At 35.6% G+C, this 18421-nt stretch carries 18 protein-coding genes; 17 read left to right on the top strand and 1 reads right to left on the bottom strand.

Going from position 1 to position 18421, the window contains the following annotated elements; all coding sequences use genetic code 11:
• The first annotated feature begins 183 nt into the window (after window positions 1–183).
• The 13 genes from KI363_RS18480 (at window position 184) to KI363_RS18425 (ending at window position 13911) form a co-directional block, all read left to right on the top strand.
• Complete coding sequence (locus KI363_RS18480; RefSeq protein WP_212967265.1) at window positions 184–1605, top strand: MATE family efflux transporter; 1422 nt, start codon at window positions 184–186, stop codon at window positions 1603–1605.
• 218 nt (window positions 1606–1823) lie between these two features.
• Entirely contained in the window at window positions 1824–2726 is a 903-nt protein-coding gene (gene rfbA / locus KI363_RS18475) for a glucose-1-phosphate thymidylyltransferase RfbA (protein ID WP_212967266.1), read from the top strand.
• Entirely contained in the window at window positions 2723–3283 is a 561-nt protein-coding gene (gene rfbC, locus KI363_RS18470; protein ID WP_212967264.1) for a dTDP-4-dehydrorhamnose 3,5-epimerase, read from the top strand. Before rfbA ends, rfbC begins: the two co-directional genes overlap by 4 nt.
• A 4-nt stretch (window positions 3284–3287) precedes the next feature.
• Window positions 3288–4142: a dTDP-4-dehydrorhamnose reductase gene (gene rfbD, locus KI363_RS18465; protein ID WP_212967263.1), complete on the top strand. Its 855-nt coding sequence runs from the start codon at window positions 3288–3290 to the stop codon at window positions 4140–4142.
• Window positions 4143–5162 carry a dTDP-glucose 4,6-dehydratase gene (gene rfbB / locus KI363_RS18460; RefSeq protein ID WP_212967262.1) on the top strand — a complete coding sequence of 340 codons (1020 nt, stop codon included), beginning with the start codon at window positions 4143–4145 and terminating at the stop codon, window positions 5160–5162. It begins immediately after the preceding gene.
• A 26-nt stretch (window positions 5163–5188) separates the two neighbouring features.
• Window positions 5189–6565 carry a UDP-glucose dehydrogenase family protein gene (locus KI363_RS18455; protein WP_212967261.1) on the top strand — a complete coding sequence of 459 codons (1377 nt, stop codon included), beginning with the start codon at window positions 5189–5191 and terminating at the stop codon, window positions 6563–6565.
• The gene (locus KI363_RS18450) at window positions 6540–7565 is read left to right on the top strand and encodes an SDR family NAD(P)-dependent oxidoreductase (protein WP_212967260.1); all 1026 of its coding nucleotides are present in this window, start codon (window positions 6540–6542) and stop codon (window positions 7563–7565) included. The genes KI363_RS18455 and KI363_RS18450 overlap by 26 nt, the downstream gene beginning before the upstream one ends.
• Window positions 7566–7829: 264 nt before the next feature.
• Window positions 7830–9701 (top strand): DEAD/DEAH box helicase, encoded by a 1872-nt coding sequence (locus KI363_RS18445; protein WP_212967259.1) that lies wholly within the window; start codon window positions 7830–7832, stop codon window positions 9699–9701.
• Window positions 9698–10024 (top strand): hypothetical protein, encoded by a 327-nt coding sequence (locus KI363_RS18440; protein ID WP_212967258.1) that lies wholly within the window; start codon window positions 9698–9700, stop codon window positions 10022–10024. The genes KI363_RS18445 and KI363_RS18440 overlap by 4 nt, the downstream gene beginning before the upstream one ends.
• Window positions 10025–10461: 437 nt before the next feature.
• Window positions 10462–11505, top strand: a complete 1044-nt coding sequence (locus KI363_RS18435; RefSeq protein ID WP_212967257.1) for a ParA family protein — start codon at window positions 10462–10464, stop codon at window positions 11503–11505.
• A gap of 964 nt (window positions 11506–12469) precedes the next feature.
• Window positions 12470–12886 carry a PH domain-containing protein gene (locus KI363_RS18430; RefSeq protein WP_212967256.1) on the top strand — a complete coding sequence of 139 codons (417 nt, stop codon included), beginning with the start codon at window positions 12470–12472 and terminating at the stop codon, window positions 12884–12886.
• A 281-nt stretch (window positions 12887–13167) separates the two neighbouring features.
• Window positions 13168–13242, top strand: coding sequence for a putative holin-like toxin (locus KI363_RS22420; RefSeq protein WP_373306810.1), 75 nt, complete (start codon window positions 13168–13170; stop codon window positions 13240–13242).
• A gap of 510 nt (window positions 13243–13752) precedes the next feature.
• Complete coding sequence (locus KI363_RS18425; protein WP_191967475.1) at window positions 13753–13911, top strand: CopG family ribbon-helix-helix protein; 159 nt, start codon at window positions 13753–13755, stop codon at window positions 13909–13911.
• Between the two features lie 430 nt (window positions 13912–14341).
• On the opposite strand, the gene KI363_RS18420 is transcribed toward KI363_RS18425, so the two are convergent.
• On the bottom strand, window positions 14342–14653 hold the full coding sequence (locus KI363_RS18420) for a helix-turn-helix domain-containing protein (RefSeq protein WP_158322414.1): 312 nt from the start codon (window positions 14651–14653) through the stop codon (window positions 14342–14344).
• Window positions 14654–14998: 345 nt separating this feature from the next.
• Here KI363_RS18420 and KI363_RS18415 point away from each other — a divergent pair, with 345 nt between their 5' ends.
• The 4 genes from KI363_RS18415 to KI363_RS18400 are packed head-to-tail and all read left to right on the top strand — an operon-like array spanning window position 14999 to window position 18392.
• Window positions 14999–15544: a glucose-6-phosphate isomerase family protein gene (locus KI363_RS18415; protein ID WP_158322415.1), complete on the top strand. Its 546-nt coding sequence runs from the start codon at window positions 14999–15001 to the stop codon at window positions 15542–15544.
• Window positions 15537–16790: an amidohydrolase family protein gene (locus tag KI363_RS18410; protein ID WP_212967255.1), complete on the top strand. Its 1254-nt coding sequence runs from the start codon at window positions 15537–15539 to the stop codon at window positions 16788–16790. Before KI363_RS18415 ends, KI363_RS18410 begins: the two co-directional genes overlap by 8 nt.
• Complete coding sequence (locus KI363_RS18405) at window positions 16780–17610, top strand: ABC transporter ATP-binding protein (protein WP_158322417.1); 831 nt, start codon at window positions 16780–16782, stop codon at window positions 17608–17610. The genes KI363_RS18410 and KI363_RS18405 overlap by 11 nt, the downstream gene beginning before the upstream one ends.
• Window positions 17610–18392, top strand: a complete 783-nt coding sequence (locus tag KI363_RS18400; RefSeq protein ID WP_158322418.1) for an ABC transporter permease — start codon at window positions 17610–17612, stop codon at window positions 18390–18392. The genes KI363_RS18405 and KI363_RS18400 overlap by 1 nt, the downstream gene beginning before the upstream one ends.
• The last annotated feature ends 29 nt before the right edge of the window (window positions 18393–18421 follow it).

Raw genomic sequence — 18421 nt, 5'->3', positions numbered from 1 at the left:
TCGTCTTTCGCAAATCACCACGCACACAGAGGCTCCATGTCAAGCCTTCAAATACACATTTAAATAAGTTTCGAAGCACAATGAAAAAAATTAACTTTTATGTGTCCTAAATATTGACGTAGATCCAGATAACAAAGAAAATAGATATTAAATTAATAAATAAAAAATGTTGAGGTTAACTAATTGAATAGTCGAGCTATAAATTTCGCTAAAAACTTCTCATATACTCTTTTATCAAATTTAGTTTCGTTAGTCATTTCGACTTTGGTTGTATTAATTATACCAAGGTTAATTGGCGTAGAAGAGTATGGCTACTGGCAATTGTATCTATTCTATTCCTCCTATGTTGGATTTTTACATTTTGGATGGAATGATGGTGTATATCTGCGCTTTGGGGGAGAGCATTATAATAAGTTAGACAAAAGGTTGTTTCATTCGCAATTTTATATGTTAGCTATGTCTCAGCTCTTACTCTTTGTTATACTATTTATTCTGTCAACTCTAATTTTTAAGAATGAAAACAGAACATTTGTTTTTCAAATGACTGCAATATGTATGTTAATAGTTAATATTAGATACATGTTATTATTTATTTTACAAGCTACAAATAGAATTGTGGAGTATTCACGTATAACTATTTTTGATAGGATATCGTATGCAATTCTAATAACTTGCTTTATATTTATAAATTTAGTTGACTATAAACTTATGATTGTCTTTGATCTTGTAGGTAAATTATTATCTTTAATATATGCGATTTATTTTTGTAGGGACATTGTTTTTCACAGTTTTACGACTTTTTATTTCAGCTTTTCTGAGGCAATTAATAATATCAGTGTAGGAATTAAACTAATGTTTTCAAATATAGCTAGCAAATTAATAATAGGTGTAGTTAGGTTTGGTATAGAGAGGTCTTGGAGTATCTCGATATTTGGAAAAGTCTCTTTAACCTTAACTATTAGTGGCTTCATGATGCTATTTATTAATGCTATTGGTATTATTCTATTTCCTCTATTAAGAAGGAGTTCTGAGGAAAAACTACCAATGCTTTATTTGACAATGCGTGACTTCTTGATGTTGTTTTTATTAGTTTTACTAACTGTATACTACCCCTTTAAGGAGATCTTATCGATTTGGTTGCCCCAATATAAAGATGGACTGTTTTATATGGCTATGCTATTTCCTATGATTTTATATGAGGGGAAAATGGCACTTTTGATTAATACCTATTTAAAAACTTTGAGGAAAGAAAAAAACATGATGAGGTTTAATCTAATCGCCCTTTTTTTAAGTATAGTTTTCACTGTTTTTACTTCGGCTATCGTAAAAAACCTAGATTTAGCAGTTTTGTCAATAGTAGTAGTAATAGGTTTTCGTTCTATTATTTCTGAGGTCTATTTATCTCGGCTATTAAAGATAAAAGTAATAAAAGATATTGTGCTAGAGCTAATAATGACAATCCTATTTATAGCTATCGCCTGGTTTATAGATTCTTGGAATGTAGTAACGATTTATGCAGTAGGTTATCTGGCCTATCTAATAGTTAAAAGAAAGGACTTAGCAATCTCAGCTAAAAATTTGAAAGGGTTAATATCTAAAGAGTAGAATTAGAAGTTCCCCTGCAACAACGGGGAAAAATTATTTAATGTCAGGACTAGATATTAATCGTCTAACAATCAAATTAGTAAATTGTTCTATATAGAACAATATAGAGTTTATAACTAGGGAAGTTCAAGGTAGTATCAATTCATTGTACAAAATAATACTCGAGATAAATATCTCATACATTTTTAATTGAGTAACTGAAAGGAATTGAAGTAATGATAAAAGGTATCATCTTAGCCGGAGGTAGTGGTACAAGATTATATCCTCTAACAAAAACCATTTCAAAACAACTGTTGCCAATCTATGATAAGCCTATGATATACTATCCTTTGTCAGTATTAATGTTAGCAGGTATTAAAGATATACTTATAATTTCCACACCACAGGATACTCCAAAGTTTAAGCAACTTCTAGGCGATGGGAGTGATATTGGGATTAACCTTACTTATGAAGTACAAGAAACGCCAGATGGTTTGGCACAAGCTTTTTTAATTGGTGAGGATTTTATAGGTGAAGACAATGTAGCTTTAATTTTGGGGGATAATATTTTTTACGGGCATGATTTTACTAAATTACTTGAAAGTGCAGCAAATAGGGATAAGGGAGCAACGGTTTTTGGATACAATGTAAAAGATCCCAAACGTTTTGGTGTTGTAGAGTTTGATCAGACAGGCAAGGTTGTTTCCATAGAAGAAAAGCCGGAAAATCCTAAATCAACTTATGCCGTAACCGGATTATATTTCTATGACAATAGAGTAGTTGATATCGCTAAACAGATTAAACCTTCGGATCGTGGAGAATTAGAAATTACTGATGTAAACAAGGCTTATCTGCAATTAGGTGATTTAAATGTTGAATTATTAGGGAGAGGCTTTGCTTGGCTAGATACAGGAACACACGAATCTCTGCTTGAGGCATCAACATATATTGAAACAGTTGAAAAGCGTCAAAGTTTGAAAGTCGCTTGTTTAGAGGAAATAGCATACAGAAAAGGATATATAACTAAGGAGAAATTATTAAAATTAGCTGAACCATTAAGAAAAAATGAGTACGGAAAATATTTAATTAGTCTAGCTAATCAACAAAAGGAAATCTTAAAAAAAGAGGGGGTTCTGGGATGAAGTTCACAGAAACCTTTTTGGATGGAGTTATTGTTATAGAGCCTAGGATTCATGGGGACAAACGGGGGTGGTTTATGGAAACGTATAGTGAAAGTGTTTTTTCAAACGCTGGAATTATATTAAAGTTTGTCCAAGACAACCAATCTTTTTCAGCAACAAAAGGAACTTTACGTGGATTACATTATCAGATGAATCCAAAAGCACAGACCAAACTTGTTAGATGCATGAAAGGTGTTATTTTTGATGTAGCTGTAGATATTCGTAAAGAAAGTCGAACCTATGGAAAATGGTTCGGAATTGAATTAAGTGCTGAAAACAAGAAGCAATTATTAATACCGAAAGGTTTTGCCCATGGATTTATGACTTTAACAAATGATGTTGAAGTTCAGTATAAAGTTGATGAAATATATTCTCCAGAGAATGAACGAGGTATTCTTTGGAATGATCCAGAAATTGCAGTAGAGTGGCCAATTGATGTAAAACCGGTATTGTCTGCTAAAGATGAGGTCGCTCCGCTCTTAAAAAATGCTGATAATAATTTTGTGATGGGTGAATAGGTAAATGAAAATACTCGTTACTGGATATGGTGGACAACTTGGCTTTGATGTAGTTAAGGAAGGTAATCAGCGTAAATTAGAGGTGATAGGAACAACCTCAAGCGATTTAAATATTACAGATGAAACTAAGGTCAGGGAATATATAAATAGGATAAAACCCGAGGCAATTATCCACTGTGCAGCATATACAGCTGTAGATAATGCAGAAGATGATAGAGATAAATGCTATGACGTAAATGCAAATGGAACGAAGTATTTGGCAACTATGGCAAAGGAAATAGATGCAAAGTTTGTGTATATAAGTACAGACTATGTTTATAATGGGAAAGGCGAAATTCCTTTTTCTGAGGAATCAACTCCGGATCCTATCGGTTACTATGGAAAAACAAAATACAAAGGTGAACAGATTGTACAGTCATTGCTAGATAATTATTTCATCGTTCGTATTTCGTGGGTTTTTGGGACGAATGGTAATAATTTTGTAAAGACAATGTTACGCTTGGCGGAAACACATAATGAATTAAATGTGGTAGGAGATCAATTTGGTTCCCCCACTTATACATTTGATTTAGCCCGATTAATAATAGATATGGTACAAAGTGAAAAATATGGTATTTATCATGCCTCAAACGAGGGCTATTGTAGTTGGGCTGAATTTGCTACGGAAATATTTAGACACGCTAATAAAAATGTCAAGGTAAATTCGATTACGACAGAGGACTATCCAACACGTGCTGTTCGTCCTAAAAACTCACGGATGTCCAAACGTAAATTAGTAGATAATGGATTTAAACCTTTGCCAACATGGCAGGATGCGGTTGCAAGATACCTAAAATATGAACTACACGAGGTGAAATAGATGGAAAGGAAAAAAGTATTGATAACCGGCGGAGCCGGTTTTATTGGTGGGAATTTTGTTCATTACATGGTTAACAAATATGCTAACTACGATATATATAATTTAGATCTTTTAACGTATGCTGGAGATTTAACCAAGCATCGTGATATTGAAGCAAAAGAAAACTATCATTTTATAAGAGAGGATATTGCCAACCATAAAGCAATATTTTCTCTTTTCGATAAAGAGAAGTTTGACTATGTAATTCATTTTGCAGCAGAAAGCCATGTGGATCGCTCTATTACAGATCCTGGTGTATTTGTACGCACAAATGTGTTAGGGACTCAGGTTTTATTAGATGCTGCCAGAAAAGTAGGAGTTACCAAATTTGTTCATGTATCAACGGATGAAGTGTACGGAGAGCTGGATTTTGATCCGACGTCGTTTTTCACTGAAGAAACACCTCTGCAACCCAATAGCCCTTATAGTGCAAGTAAAGCATCTTCTGACCTATTAGTTCGTGCCTATCATGAGACATATGACTTACCAGTAAATATTACTCGTTGCTCAAATAACTATGGGCCATATCATTTTCCGGAAAAGTTAATACCTTTGACAATTTCCCGTGTATTGAATGATCAAAAGGTCCCTGTTTATGGGAACGGGAAAAATATCCGAGATTGGTTGCATGTTATTGACCATTGCGCTGCTATTGATTTGGTAATGCACAAAGGCGCTATGGGGGAAGTATATAATGTAGGCGGACATAATGAAAAAACTAATTTGGAAGTTGTAAAATCAATCATTAATGCATTAGATAAATCTGAGGGTTTAATAGAATTTGTGAGTGATCGACTAGGCCATGATAAGCGTTATGCTATTGATCCAACAAAGTTAGAACAATTGGGATGGAACCCAACTTATACTTTTGAAACAGGAATTGCTCAAACTATTCAATGGTATCTTGATAACAAAGAATGGTGGGAGCAAATCATTAGTGGAGAATATCAGCATTATTTTGAAAAACAATACAGCTTTTGAATTTCTTATTAGAAAGGAAGGCCATTATGTACAAAATCGCAGTAGCAGGAACAGGTTATGTCGGCCTAGTAGCCGGTGTATGTTTTGCCGAAAGAGGCCACCAAGTAACTTGCGTAGATATAGACGAAAAGAAAGTAGAAGTTATGAAGTCTGGGGTTTCTCCAATATATGAAGATGGTCTAGAAGAATTAATGCAAAAGAATTATGAGGCTGGTCGGGTAGATTATACGACAGATTATCAAGCTGCTTATAAGGATGCGGATGCCGTATTTATTGGTGTAGGAACTCCGGAAAAGGCAGACGGTTCTGCAAATCTATCGTATATTGCAACGGTTGCTAGACAAATAGCTGAGTCTGTTGAAAAAGATTGCCTAGTGGTTGTGAAGTCTACAGTTCCTGTTGGGACAAATGATAAAGTTGAACAGTTTATCCAAGACTTTTTAACCCATGATGTAAGAGTAGAAGTAGCTTCTAACCCAGAATTCTTAGCACAGGGATCTGCCGTGCATGACACCCTTCATGCTGAAAGGATTATTATTGGGACAGAAAGTAAATGGGCAGAGGAAAGACTAATGAGTATATATGAACCTTTTGGTTTGCCGATTGTTTCTGTAAATAGACGTTCAGCGGAAATGATTAAATATGCTTCCAATGATTTCCTTGCCCTTAAAATATCGTATATGAATGATATCGCGAATCTCTGTGAATTGGTTGGTGCAGATATTCAAGATGTTGCTAAAGGAATGAGCTTTGACCAACGGATTGGTAATAAATTCTTAAATGCTGGTATTGGCTTCGGAGGTTCATGCTTCCCGAAAGATACGAAAGCATTGGAATACTTGGCAAGACAGAATGGTTATGAATTAAAAACTGTTAAAGCAGCCATCGATGTAAACAAAGAACAAAAATTAAAACTATATAATAAAGCTAGCAAACGACTTATTACATTTGACGGTCTAAAGGTAGCTGTTTTAGGGTTGACATTTAAACCTGGAACAGATGATTTACGAGAAGCGGCTTCTCTTGAGAATGTACCATTGTTACTAGAACAAGGGGCAGATATCTATGCATTTGATCCAGTGGGAGCAGGGAATTTCGCTAAGGTCTATCCAGAAGGTAGAAACGGGAATGGAACGATTACATATGTTTCTAACGTTGAACAAGCCTTAAAGGATGCGAATGTCTGCTTTGTTTTCACTGAATGGGGTGAAGTAAAAGCTTTAACACCTACATCTTATAAAGAACTGATGAAAACTCCTTTAGTCTTTGATGGAAGAAATATTTACAGTGTTGAAGAGATGAAAAAAGCGGGGGTCGAATATCATTCAATTGGTAGAGAAACAGTAATGAGAAAAGACGCAAGGGAGTCGAAACAACTTGAACTACAAAGCTCTAGATCCTAATAAAACATATCTTATTACAGGTGCTGCTGGTTTTATTGGCTTTTACTTATCTAAGAGATTGCTAGATCAAGGATGTCGTGTAATAGGTGTTGATAATATCAATGATTATTATGATGTGAACCTAAAACACACGCGTTTGGCACAGCTTGAACCTTATGAGAATTTTACTTTTATTAAAGGTGATATTTCAGATAAGTCAATGATCAGTAATACCTTTGAGGAATACAAACCAAATATTGTTGTAAATCTAGCTGCACAAGCAGGTGTCCGCTATTCCATTGAGAATCCTGATGCCTACATTCAAAGTAATGTTATTGGTTTTTATAATATCATCGAAGCATGTAGACACAATCCGGTAGACCACCTTATATATGCTTCTTCTAGCTCAGTTTATGGCGCTAATAAGAAAGTTCCTTTTGAGGAAACAGATTTTGTGGACAACCCAGTCTCACTATATGCAGCGACGAAGAAATCAAATGAACTTATGGCACATACGTATAGCCATCTTTATAAAATTCCAGCTACTGGTCTAAGGTTCTTTACTGTTTATGGACCAATGGGACGTCCAGATATGGCTTATTTCGGATTCACGGATAAATATTTTGCAGGTGAACCCATCAAGATTTTTAACAATGGCGATTTTGAAAATGATTTATACCGTGATTTTACTTACATTGATGACATTGTAGAAGGTATCCAACGTCTATTAAGCAATCCGCCAGTTGGAGATGTCCAACATAAAGTCTATAACATTGGGAACAATAATCCAGAAAAACTAATGGTATTTATTGGAGCGTTAGAAAAAGCTTTAAGTAAATCATTAGGAAAAGAAATATCATTTGAGAAAGTTTTTGAGCCGATTAAGCCAGGAGATGTCCCAGCTACCTATGCATCTACCGATCAATTACAAAAAGCTGTTGGCTTCAAGCCTGAAACTTCAATAGAAGAAGGATTACAGAAATTTACGGATTGGTATGTTGATTATTACAAGAAGAAATAATAAGGGGCCGAAAGGTCCCTTTAGATACGTTTAGACCATGAGTGAAAGCCCTATCACATTTGTGTTTGGATGAGTTTTATTACTTTGCTTATAATGGTAGGCCATTTTTCTCGTAATGGTATTTCCTATATTAGACTAGTATTATCCAATCGCAGATTTCAATTCTTAGATAAAAACATTGTCGAAATTTGTCGAAATTCATAGGAATATATTCGAGCATAGTGGATAATAGAATTAATATATATTTGAGAGGTGGTATTTAAAATGAGCTACTTTCTAGATGCCCCAGCCAATATTATCGGTAATAATTTTTTACGAGAACCACAAGAGGATGCATACAGAGCGATCTATGACCATTTTGTACATAAAAAAAGTGAAGAACATGCGTTAGTTACACTTCCTACAGGAACTGGAAAAACTGGTTTAATGGGGATAGCCCCTTATAAAATAGCTGAAGGAAGAGTACTAATTATTACTCCGCAGACTGTAATAAGAGATTCGGTTCTAGGATCATTAGATCCTACTCATCCGAAAAATTTCTGGATATTCTCAAGAGTATTTAATGAAGTTCATCACCTACCTACTTTAATAGAATACGAAAAAACATTGACAGATGAAATAGTCCAACAAGCCGATATAGTGGTGTTGAATGTTCATAAATTACAAGAACGTTTAGATTCATCATTGATAAAAAGAGTTAGTCCTGACTTTTTTGACATGATAATAATTGATGAGGCACATCACGCTGAAGCAAACACGTGGAAAAGAGCAATTGAATATTTCGAAGGCAGTAAAGTGCTTAAGGTTACGGGAACACCTTTTAGAAGTGACGGTAGAACCATTGAAGGAAAAGATATATATAAGTATAGCTTGGCACAAGCAATGGCAAAAGGATATGTAAAGAGTTTAGAAAAAATTGATCATATTCCTGACCAAATGTTTTTTACACTTGATAATGACCCTAGTAAGACATATACACTTGATGAACTAAGAGAAGGGAATATAAGGGAAGAAAATTGGATTCAGCGATCTGTAGCTTTATCAAGAGAAAGTAATGAAAAGATAGTTGATCTTTCTATAGAGCATTTGAAAGAAAAAAAGGGGTTAACAAATAATCCACATAAAATCATAGCCGTTGCATGTAGTATCGATCATGCTAAGGACATACAAAAGATATACAAGGAAAAAGGTTATGAGTCATCAATCGTCCATAGTAAACTAGAAAAGTTTGAGCGGGAAAAAGAGCTTAAAAAAATAATTGATGATAATGTTGACGTGGTTATCAACGTCGCCATGCTAGGAGAAGGATATGACCACAAATTTTTATCAATAGCGGCTATTTTTCGTCCATTTAAAACGTTGCTTCCTTATGCTCAATTCATTGGTCGTACCTTAAGGGCAATTGAAACGGAAGATGGAACTTTTACGGAAGAGGATAATACGGCTGTACTTGTACATCACAAAGAATTAGGCTTAGAACCATTATGGGAATATTATAAAAAGGAAAAAGTTAAGCGAGATGCTATAAAAAAGATTAAGGAAGATAAAAATTTAGATTTAGGTGGATCTGGTTCAAAAGATTTAACAAAAGGAGAAGCTAATGAATCAGATGGTTTTAGAATTGAAAAGGACACCTTTGTGGAAACTGAATTAATAAGAATACGAAAAGAAAAATTAGAAGAAGAAAATAAAAAAATTCGTGAACTTCAAGAACTATTAGGTGTTGATGAAAATAAAGCCAGAGACTTTATTAGACAGTCTAAAAAGAGCACTGATACAGAAAGGTTGCTTCGTCCTGATAAATTCTATATCCAAAGAAGAAAAGATTTAGATACACTAATTCGTGAGGAGCTGATACCTGAGTTGGTAGCTGATTATAATCTAGATTTGGATGGTGACGAGTTAGTAAGAGGAAGATATATCTTACCAAGAAAAGGTTATGGATGGATTTACGGTAATGTTAAGACAAATGGCGCTTTATTAGGAACTTATTTTAATGCATACTTAAAGAATGAATTGAAGGTTCCACGGGATCAATGGACACTAGATCAATATGAAGAGGCCATTGAATTAGCAAAGTCTCTTGATAACTATATTCGTGAGATAGTGGATAAAAATGAGGAGGGAAACAAATGAATGAATTAATTGAACGGTTGTATGACGAGCTTTATTCTCCTAAGGTAAATCCTGAAGAATTAATAAATAATGCCGCTTTACCAAATTATATTTCAGTAAACTTTGAATCAAATCAAACGGGCCTGATAGTTACAACAAAATGTATACTAGATAATAATTTAGAGGCAGAATACAAGTATCAATTCGACAAGGATAAACGATTACTCACCTTAATAGGTAATGTAAATGGAGAAAATGATGTTATTTACGATCGGAATGAGGAAATAGCGCTAAAGTATAAAGAAATAAAAAAGCATTTGGAACTTGGGGTACAAGCTGTTTAATGATGGTTCCAAAACTATTCGGGAACTTTACTTTAGGATTTAGTTAAAAGGAGAAAAGGGAAATCTTTGTGCAGCCTTTTTCTTTTATGCCCCTGACTATTGGCGGTAAAGGTCTGTAACAGTATAATGTATCCATAGTGTTGGACACTCCTCTGGTAGAAGAACGATGATTATTATGGATGGAAGCGATCTAATGGCTGTTCTTGAAAATAGAATAGATTTACATGAAATGTTACTTCTTAAGAGAAGGTGTGCTTCACAAACAGGGAATATTCACTTGAAAAGTCATGAACTTATCTTTTTATAATGCTAATGATACTTTTTTAACAGCCCTAATATCGATATTATATCACGTACCTCAGTTATATTTATTGATTGTAATAACTAATCTCCAGGTAAAAGAAGGTGTTCCTGGCGATTAAAGGGAGATGATTTTAATGACAAAAATAATTTCACTTTTTAATCATAAAGGAGGAGTAAGCAAAACCACAACTACATTTCATTTGGGGTGGATTTTGGCAGAACAGGGGAAGAAAGTTTTAATAGTTGACACGGATCCCCAATGTAACCTTACTGGGGTTTCCCTAAGTTTGTCAGGTAATAATAATTTTGAAGAGTTTTATGCTAAGGCTAATATTGATAATATAAAAGATGCCTTGAATCCAGTCTTTGAGGGCAAGCCGATACCATTAAAACCGGCAAAGTGTTACGAATTTCCGGGTAGAAAGGGATTATTTCTGTTACCTGGACATATAGAATTTGCGGAATATGATGTTTCAATTGGGATTGCACAAGAGTTGACAGGAAGCCTTAGAATGACTCAAAATATACCCGGTGCTATTAGTCACTTTTTAAGAATTACAGCTGAGGAATATAAATTCGATTATATTCTTATCGATATGAGTCCGAGTGTAAGTGCGACAAATGCAAATCTATTGATGCAAAGTGATTATTTTATTGTTCCATGTAGCCCTGATTATTTTTGCAACATGGCAATCAATTCTCTTAGTAGAGTAATACCCACTTGGAATAATATATATGATAATTTGAAAAGACATCCAGTCTTTAGTGAAGCTACATACAAATTACCAGATACAAGACCTAAATTTATTGGTACTATTTTACAGAGATATAGACCAAGAAATGGCGGACCTGCAAGGGCTTTCCAACAGTGGATTAATAGAATAAACGAGAACGTAAATACCACTCTTGTACCTGTTTTAGAGAAAAACGAAATGATAATAGATGATTCAATGTTTAATGAACTGGGGACCCTTGAAGCACCATATAACATTACCAACTTAGCAGATTTTAACGGTTTAATCGCTCAGTCACAAAAATATAATGTACCAATATTTGCATTAACTCCTGAACAAATAGAACAGGTTGGTAGGGTTCTTAAGAATTCAAAAAATTCAAGAGATGAATTTCATAGAACCTTTACAAAGTTAGCTAAAATAGTAATAAGTTTGACTGCCTGAATTGAGTGATGATCCAGATTGATCATGTATCCAATTTTCGTCTCCTGTTATCAATGTTCAGTATAATTTTGTTTACTTGTTCATATACTTTTTTCTTGCTGAAGTAAGAACAGACATATTCTAATTTGGAGTGACAATGGACATGAAAACGATCACTTACAACAATCTATTAATTTAGCTCTCCACTTTGAAATATAGTGTTTAACAAAGAGTAATTTGGCAGGCCCTTTTGTAAATCTTCTTTATCCCGATCAGAACATCACAAAAACACTCAGACTTCTGTTATGTTCCCGTTTCATTTTTGGTTATCAGACCTAAACATTTAGATTTAAGTTACAAATGCGTGGTCTAACTCCACCGTTTTTAGACGGAGGGGCTTACATAAGAAGATCTTATTTTGGAGAAATCTTTGGATTAAGATGTGTAGGGTGCCAGTTTCTGAATAAATTCAGAATATTCAACTTGCAGATTAACTAAAAGGATCTAATTATAGATGACAGATTCCATACAATACAGCTATATGGAATCTGTCATTACGTCATAAAAGAATAGAAGAATTAGCAGGATAAGCTATATTTATCTCTAGTAGTCTCTTTTACAACTGAGACTCCAAATTTCTCAAGTTCCTTATGAATCATTGGACTGTCTGCAAGCCCTTGGCAATAACTATATTCAAGGAAAATGCCATACTTTCTGTCCCATTCCGATTCTAATTCAAGCAGTCATTCCTTTTGTTCTGCAGTGGTTAGTGATTCTTTTAATTGTGAAAAGAGACGGCTAGAACTTTCTTCTACATCACGGAATTTCGAATCAGCCATAACTTTCTTAAAGGCCAATTGGTGAACACGCTCAACAAAGACAACGCCGATAAAAAACTTCGAGTCATATTTTGTAGGGTGATAAATACATCAAATCACCGGTACCATAAAGATGTGAACAAATTAATTAAAGGGAGGAAATACAATTGAGAAAGATTCGAGAACAATTAGTAAAAGTGGCTGAGGAACAACTACTAGACGGGGTAAGTTCAACGTCTTTTACGAAAAGTGAATTGGAACTTTTACCTATTATATTAGAAGATGGAGAAGTAGTAAAAAAGGTTGTGAGTGGTGAAGTTGAGAAAAAGTTAGGCAAGCTAATGGCAACAAACCGAAGAGTGATATATCTAAGATCTTTTTTACCTGGGTGTAGTGATACGGTAGCATTTCATTATGGTGACATACAATCTATCACAGAACATAAAACAAGGGGGCTAAGTGGGCAATCTATAGACTTAACCTTTACTGAAACAACTGGATATGAATATACAGTCTACAATATATTAAAGTGGCAGATACCTGATTTCTTGGAGTATGTGAATGCTATGAATATAAGTGATTGATGCCAGGTCCTCATTTAATTCTGAATATTTATTTTTTCGATTTGGAGAAATATGACAAATTACTAAGCTAGTAGTGTAGAAATTAGGTTCTGGAACAATTGAAAATATCCAAATTACCACAGGATAATACTAAATTATCTATAGCATCATTGTAATCTAGTTAATGCATAAACAGTTCATTTAGGATATACATAAATAAGTAAAATCGAATAGGTTTAGTGGCGGTCAGCACCTATCGCTGTCTCTAGCCTTGGAAAATCCAGGTAGTAAGGGGGCTGCGAGTGAGCACTTTTGAATCCTTGATTTTAATGATCCGTTTTTCTACGCTGATCGTGGCGATCATCGCTCTTTTTTAGACAAAAAATAATCCGCCCATCAGCCTCCCAGCAGTAGAGCGAATTATTTTTGCAAAATTGCTGATCGCTCATAAGCGACTTTTCTTGCACTTTGACCCGTATGGTGTCGATACACCAAACGATCTTTTCTATTATATTCAATCTTTTATTTAAACAGGAGCCAGGTGGGGGGATCCCACCCACTTACAGAGGGTATTCTACAAAAAGTGGCTCACTTTTGAGGTGGGCGCTCTGGCTCAATTTAATATTGACAAAAGCCTCGGTCTCATAGACATCATGGTGTTCGTGGAACTTCTGAGCATTCGGTGCTAAAAGTTGAAGCTGATTGTGAGTTTTTTTCAAGCCCCTATTATACAGGATTTTCCATTTTATAAAGATCGACATTCATTCAAACACTCGCCTTCGCCCAGGTTATATAACCTATATACTAATATTGCAAATTAAAGAATGGATTGTCAACGTTAGGTTATATAACCTATAACACTTACTTTATATAGAAAGGATGATTGTATGGCCGTTGATAAAAAGAAAAACAAGCAAGTATTAGTCACTTTTCCAAATGAACTGTTGGAAGAAGTGGAGGATTTCCAATTTGCTAATCGCATTCAAAATCGAAGTGAGGCTATTCGGGAATTGATTAGGAGAGGGTTAAAGGGGAATAAAAATTAAAGAAATATATCATTAATACCTCTTCATACTACTGGGAGTGGTAGATTAATAGAGACTTCCTGCTTCCATATCTAGTTTCGCAATAATCCAGCTCGAATTTTGCTCATGGAATGGAGAACTTGGCCTTTTCTTACACCTATACTACAGGATGTCACAGCATCCCCTCTAGTTACTGTGACATTCCCAATTCAATTATTGTCATCAGGGCTAAACATCAAAAATTTCACTTCTTGATTAGTGGATGGCCGGGTTGTTGTCCAACTATCTATCGTTGTTCCTTGATTCCGTTCATTAAACTTCCCATTACACTATCGAAATTTCGTTGATAAATCAAGCTTTGCAGATATGAAGAATGCTCCCGTAGTAATAGGCTCAAAAATTCGCCGTTACGGGAGCATCATGATTACTTTAAGTGCGAAGCTAATTCTACTTATGTATCTTTTATTATCAGTCTTAAAAATTCATTCAATTTCACCCTAGCCTCAGGGCTTAAGGTTTTAACCGTATTTATAAGTTGAATTAAATCAGGTGGGATATTACTAAGGTCAGGTGCGAAAAAAGATGGTAAATCGGAATCGAGTGCATTGAGAATTCTATCAAGCATATCAACATCAGGAACAGCCTTATTATTTTCAAAACGGCTAATATAAGATTGAGAAATATTTACTTTTTTTGCAAGTTCCTTGGATGTAAGATTTTTAGCTTTCCTCAAAGTCCTTAACTTTTCACCAATTTCAATCATTTGAAACTTCCTCAACTCCCTTTTTCTTCATTTTACCTTGACTCATGCTAAAACACATGGAAATGTCATTTTTAGAACAAATAGTTATATAATTAATTGACAAATATTACATATAGTAATATTATGAACGTAGTTACTATTTCTTATAGATAAAGATAGAGGGTAGTAGTTTTGGCCTGATGAACATCTGTAGGACAAATAGTAATAATTCTATATTTTTTCTAGGAAAGGAGATGTAATTGGAGTTTTTGCTTGCTGTCCAAATAAAGTGTTGATCAAATGACTTAGTAAGATATACAACACAATGGGATTACTCGAAATGATAAGTTGGGAGGTGTTCATTACATGAAAAATTTCACATCTGAATTATCCGTAGGCGCATACTTAAAAGCTGGGGCAAATAAAACGGTACGGACACTCTCTCAATTAAAGGATCTTTATAGCAATAGAGAAGAAGTGAACCGCATTTTGGAAAACGAGGACCCTGTACTATATGAAGTATTTGAAATGCCACCATCCCCTAAAGAGACGGATCTATTAGTAAACATTACAGTGCTCCATGCGGGAGTTGTAGGAGAAGAGCCTTTTATGACAAAAGGACATTTTCATCAGGACCCTGATACTGGAGAGGTTGTTATTGGTCTGAAAGGTTCAGGAATACTTCTTTTGCAAAATCGGAAAGGGGAAATACAGGAATTCCCAGTTGAAGAAGGAAAAGTCAGTTATGCAGCTGGTGGATGGGGTCACCGAGTTATCAATACCGGAAAGGAAGACCTTCACTTCCTAGCTATCAGTGGAGCGAATATGATTCATGATTACGAGACAGCGGTTAAATTAAATTTTAAATCTTTACCAGTAGAAAATAAAGAAAGGATATCAGCAAATGAATGATAGAAAAGTAATTAAAGCCAAGATGCTTATTGATGGAACAGGAAAACCATTTCAGGAAAAGATGGTTATTGTCATTAAAGACCAAGTGATTGAAGAAGTAACGAGTGAAGCAAATTTCGTTTATCCAGAAAATGCGACTGTCTATGATTTAGGAGACAAAACGGTTATGCCTGGATTAATTGATGCTCATATGCATTTCTTTGCCGTTCCAAGTCACCAATTGCACAAGCTTGTTAGTACTCCTGATGTAGAACGTGTCTTGCGAGGAGCAGGTGAAGCGGCGAAGATGTTACAAGCCGGTATTACAGCCGCCCGTTGTCTCGGTTCTACTGTATCGCCAGCATTGAGAAAGGCAATTAATGAAGGCCACATCCCTGGACCTCGCTTAGTCGTAGCAGGAGAGTTCATTGTCGCATCTGGTGGAACCTGGTATGAAGTTATGCAAGCCGATGAAGTGGCCGATGGGCCTGAAGAAGTTCGAAAAAAAGTTAGAGAACGAATTACACAGGGAGCAAATGTAATTAAAGTAGGCCTATCCAAGGGGAAAAGGGATGATTTAAACAGTTCATGGGGAGATAATCCTTATGAAACACTACCTGCTTATACTTTAGAAGAAGTGAAAGTGTTGACGGACGAAGCTCATTTAAACCAATTAAAAGTGTCAGCCCATTGTATTGGCGATGCTTCCGTTAATTTAGCTTTAGATGGAAATGTCGATGTAATTGAGCATGGTTATGCGATTACAGAAGAGACAAGACAAAGATTAGTAGATAAACAAATACCAGTCGTCACTACCATTTCACAGTTATATTTTCATGAACAAGCCGCAGAGCCTTTCCACTATCCTCAGTGGGAACGAGAAATCTACCAAACTCATAAAAAAGTAATGATGGAAGATTTCGAAAAGGGCTTGAAGGCAGGCGTTAAATTTGTCATTGGGACAGATTTAATTGGCTATCCTACTCATCCACAAGATCAGGCAGCTAAAGAATTTGAATTGGCTGTTGAGTGGGGAATGGATCCGGAAACGGCGATTGTGGCAGGAACCAAACGAGGAGCAGAAGTTCTTGGACTGGATCATGAAATTGGCACCATTGAAGTGGGAAAAAAGGCAGACCTTATCGCTTTTGATGGTGATCCTATTGCCGATATTACGGCTCTTCAGAGAGTAGATTTTGTCATGAAAGACGGTCAAGTGGTCAAATCTGAAACTATGAAAGGAAAGAAAAAGGAATATGCACGCTAAGATAAAGGAATTGACGGATTTAAGGGAACCACTAATCAATATTCATAATCTTTCGGTGGAATTTCAGACAGGTACCAATGAAAAGACGATTGCGCTTAATAATGTGAATCTTGGTGTAAATAAAGACGAATTTATATGTGTGATGGGACCATCAGGGTGTGGAAAAACTACTTTGCTTAATACGATTGCGGGTATGCAGGCGATTACTTCGGGAACGATTACGATCGGAGGGAGAGAGGTAGAAAAACCCAGTCCAGAACGAGCAGTCGTATTCCAAGACGATGCCGTTTTTCCTTGGATGACTGTTGAAGAAAATATCGGATTTAGTTTAAGGATGCAGAAAAAATCGAAGAGGGAAATTAAGGAAACAGTTGAACGCTTTTTAAAGCTTGTCAAACTGGAAGATTTTCGAACTGCATGGCCGAAACAATTATCAGGTGGTATGAGGAAAAGGGTTGACATTGCTCGAGCCTACGCGGCTAATCCAAAAGTACTTTTATTAGATGAACCATTTGGTCCATTGGATATTATGACGAAAGAACATTTACAGGAAGAGTTAAGGAGACTTTGGTTACAAGCTCCAAGAACTGTTATTTTTATCACACATGACCTTGAGGAAGCCTTATATCTGGGTGATCGAATTGTTGTCATGACGCCAAGACCAGGAAAAATTCATTCAATTTATGAACCTAATTTTCCAAAGGAAAGGGATATGTCGATTAAAACATCTGATGCCTTTGTTGATTATAGAAAGCGTATTCGTTCCATTTTGAAACAAGAGGAAAAAACTCAAAACCGGGAAGGGGATGGAAATAAGTGATGGAGACTCCAGTGGGCAAGAGAAGAAGCTGGTTAAAAGAATCGCATTTAAGTATTGTTTCAATCTTAGGCGTATTTGTCCTTTGGTTCTTAGTTACTCGAGATGGGTTGGGGATTGTGAAACCGGTTATTTTCCCTTCCCCTTTAATGGTGGTCGAAGCTGCGATTTCAACTAGTTCATTAATTGGAACGGATGTATTTTATACGATGTTTCGAGTTGTCTGTGGATTGGTGACAGGAACGGTATTAGGAATAATGGTTGGGATGCTGGTTTGTTTTAATAATAAACTCTATTATTTGCTCAATCCGTTGATTGAAAGTTCGCGGCCTGTCCCAGTGATCGCAATGATTCCCTTCTTTTTGATGTGGTTTGGTATTGGAGAAATTGGGAAGTTTTTGCTCGTCACTCTGGGGGTGTTTGCGATTATTGTCATTAACACCATTGAAGCGATTCGCAATGTACAACCGATTTATGTGAAAGCTGGACAAACTTTGGGAGCACGAAAAAAGGATATTTTCAGTAAGATCATTTTGCCTTCGATTATTCCAGCTTTGATCGGACCGATTCGTGTTTGTGTCGCAATTTCATTTACCCTAGTCGTGGCCGCTGAGTTCATGGGAGCACAAGCAGGTATGGGGTATCGAATTTTACAAGCGAGAAAAATGTTTAATACGGATGTTATCTTTTTAGGGGTTGTCATGTTTGGGATTCTATCTGCCCTAGTGGATACTTCGATCAGAAAATTGCTTCAACATCTGACTAGGTGGACAGAGAGGGCGTAAAAGAATAAAAGAGAACAAAGATAAAAAAG

The organism is Lederbergia ruris (assembly GCF_018332955.1).
GTDB lineage: Bacteria > Bacillota > Bacilli > Bacillales > Bacillaceae_C > Lederbergia > Lederbergia ruris.
This window is presented reverse-complemented; position numbering and strand designations above follow the sequence as displayed.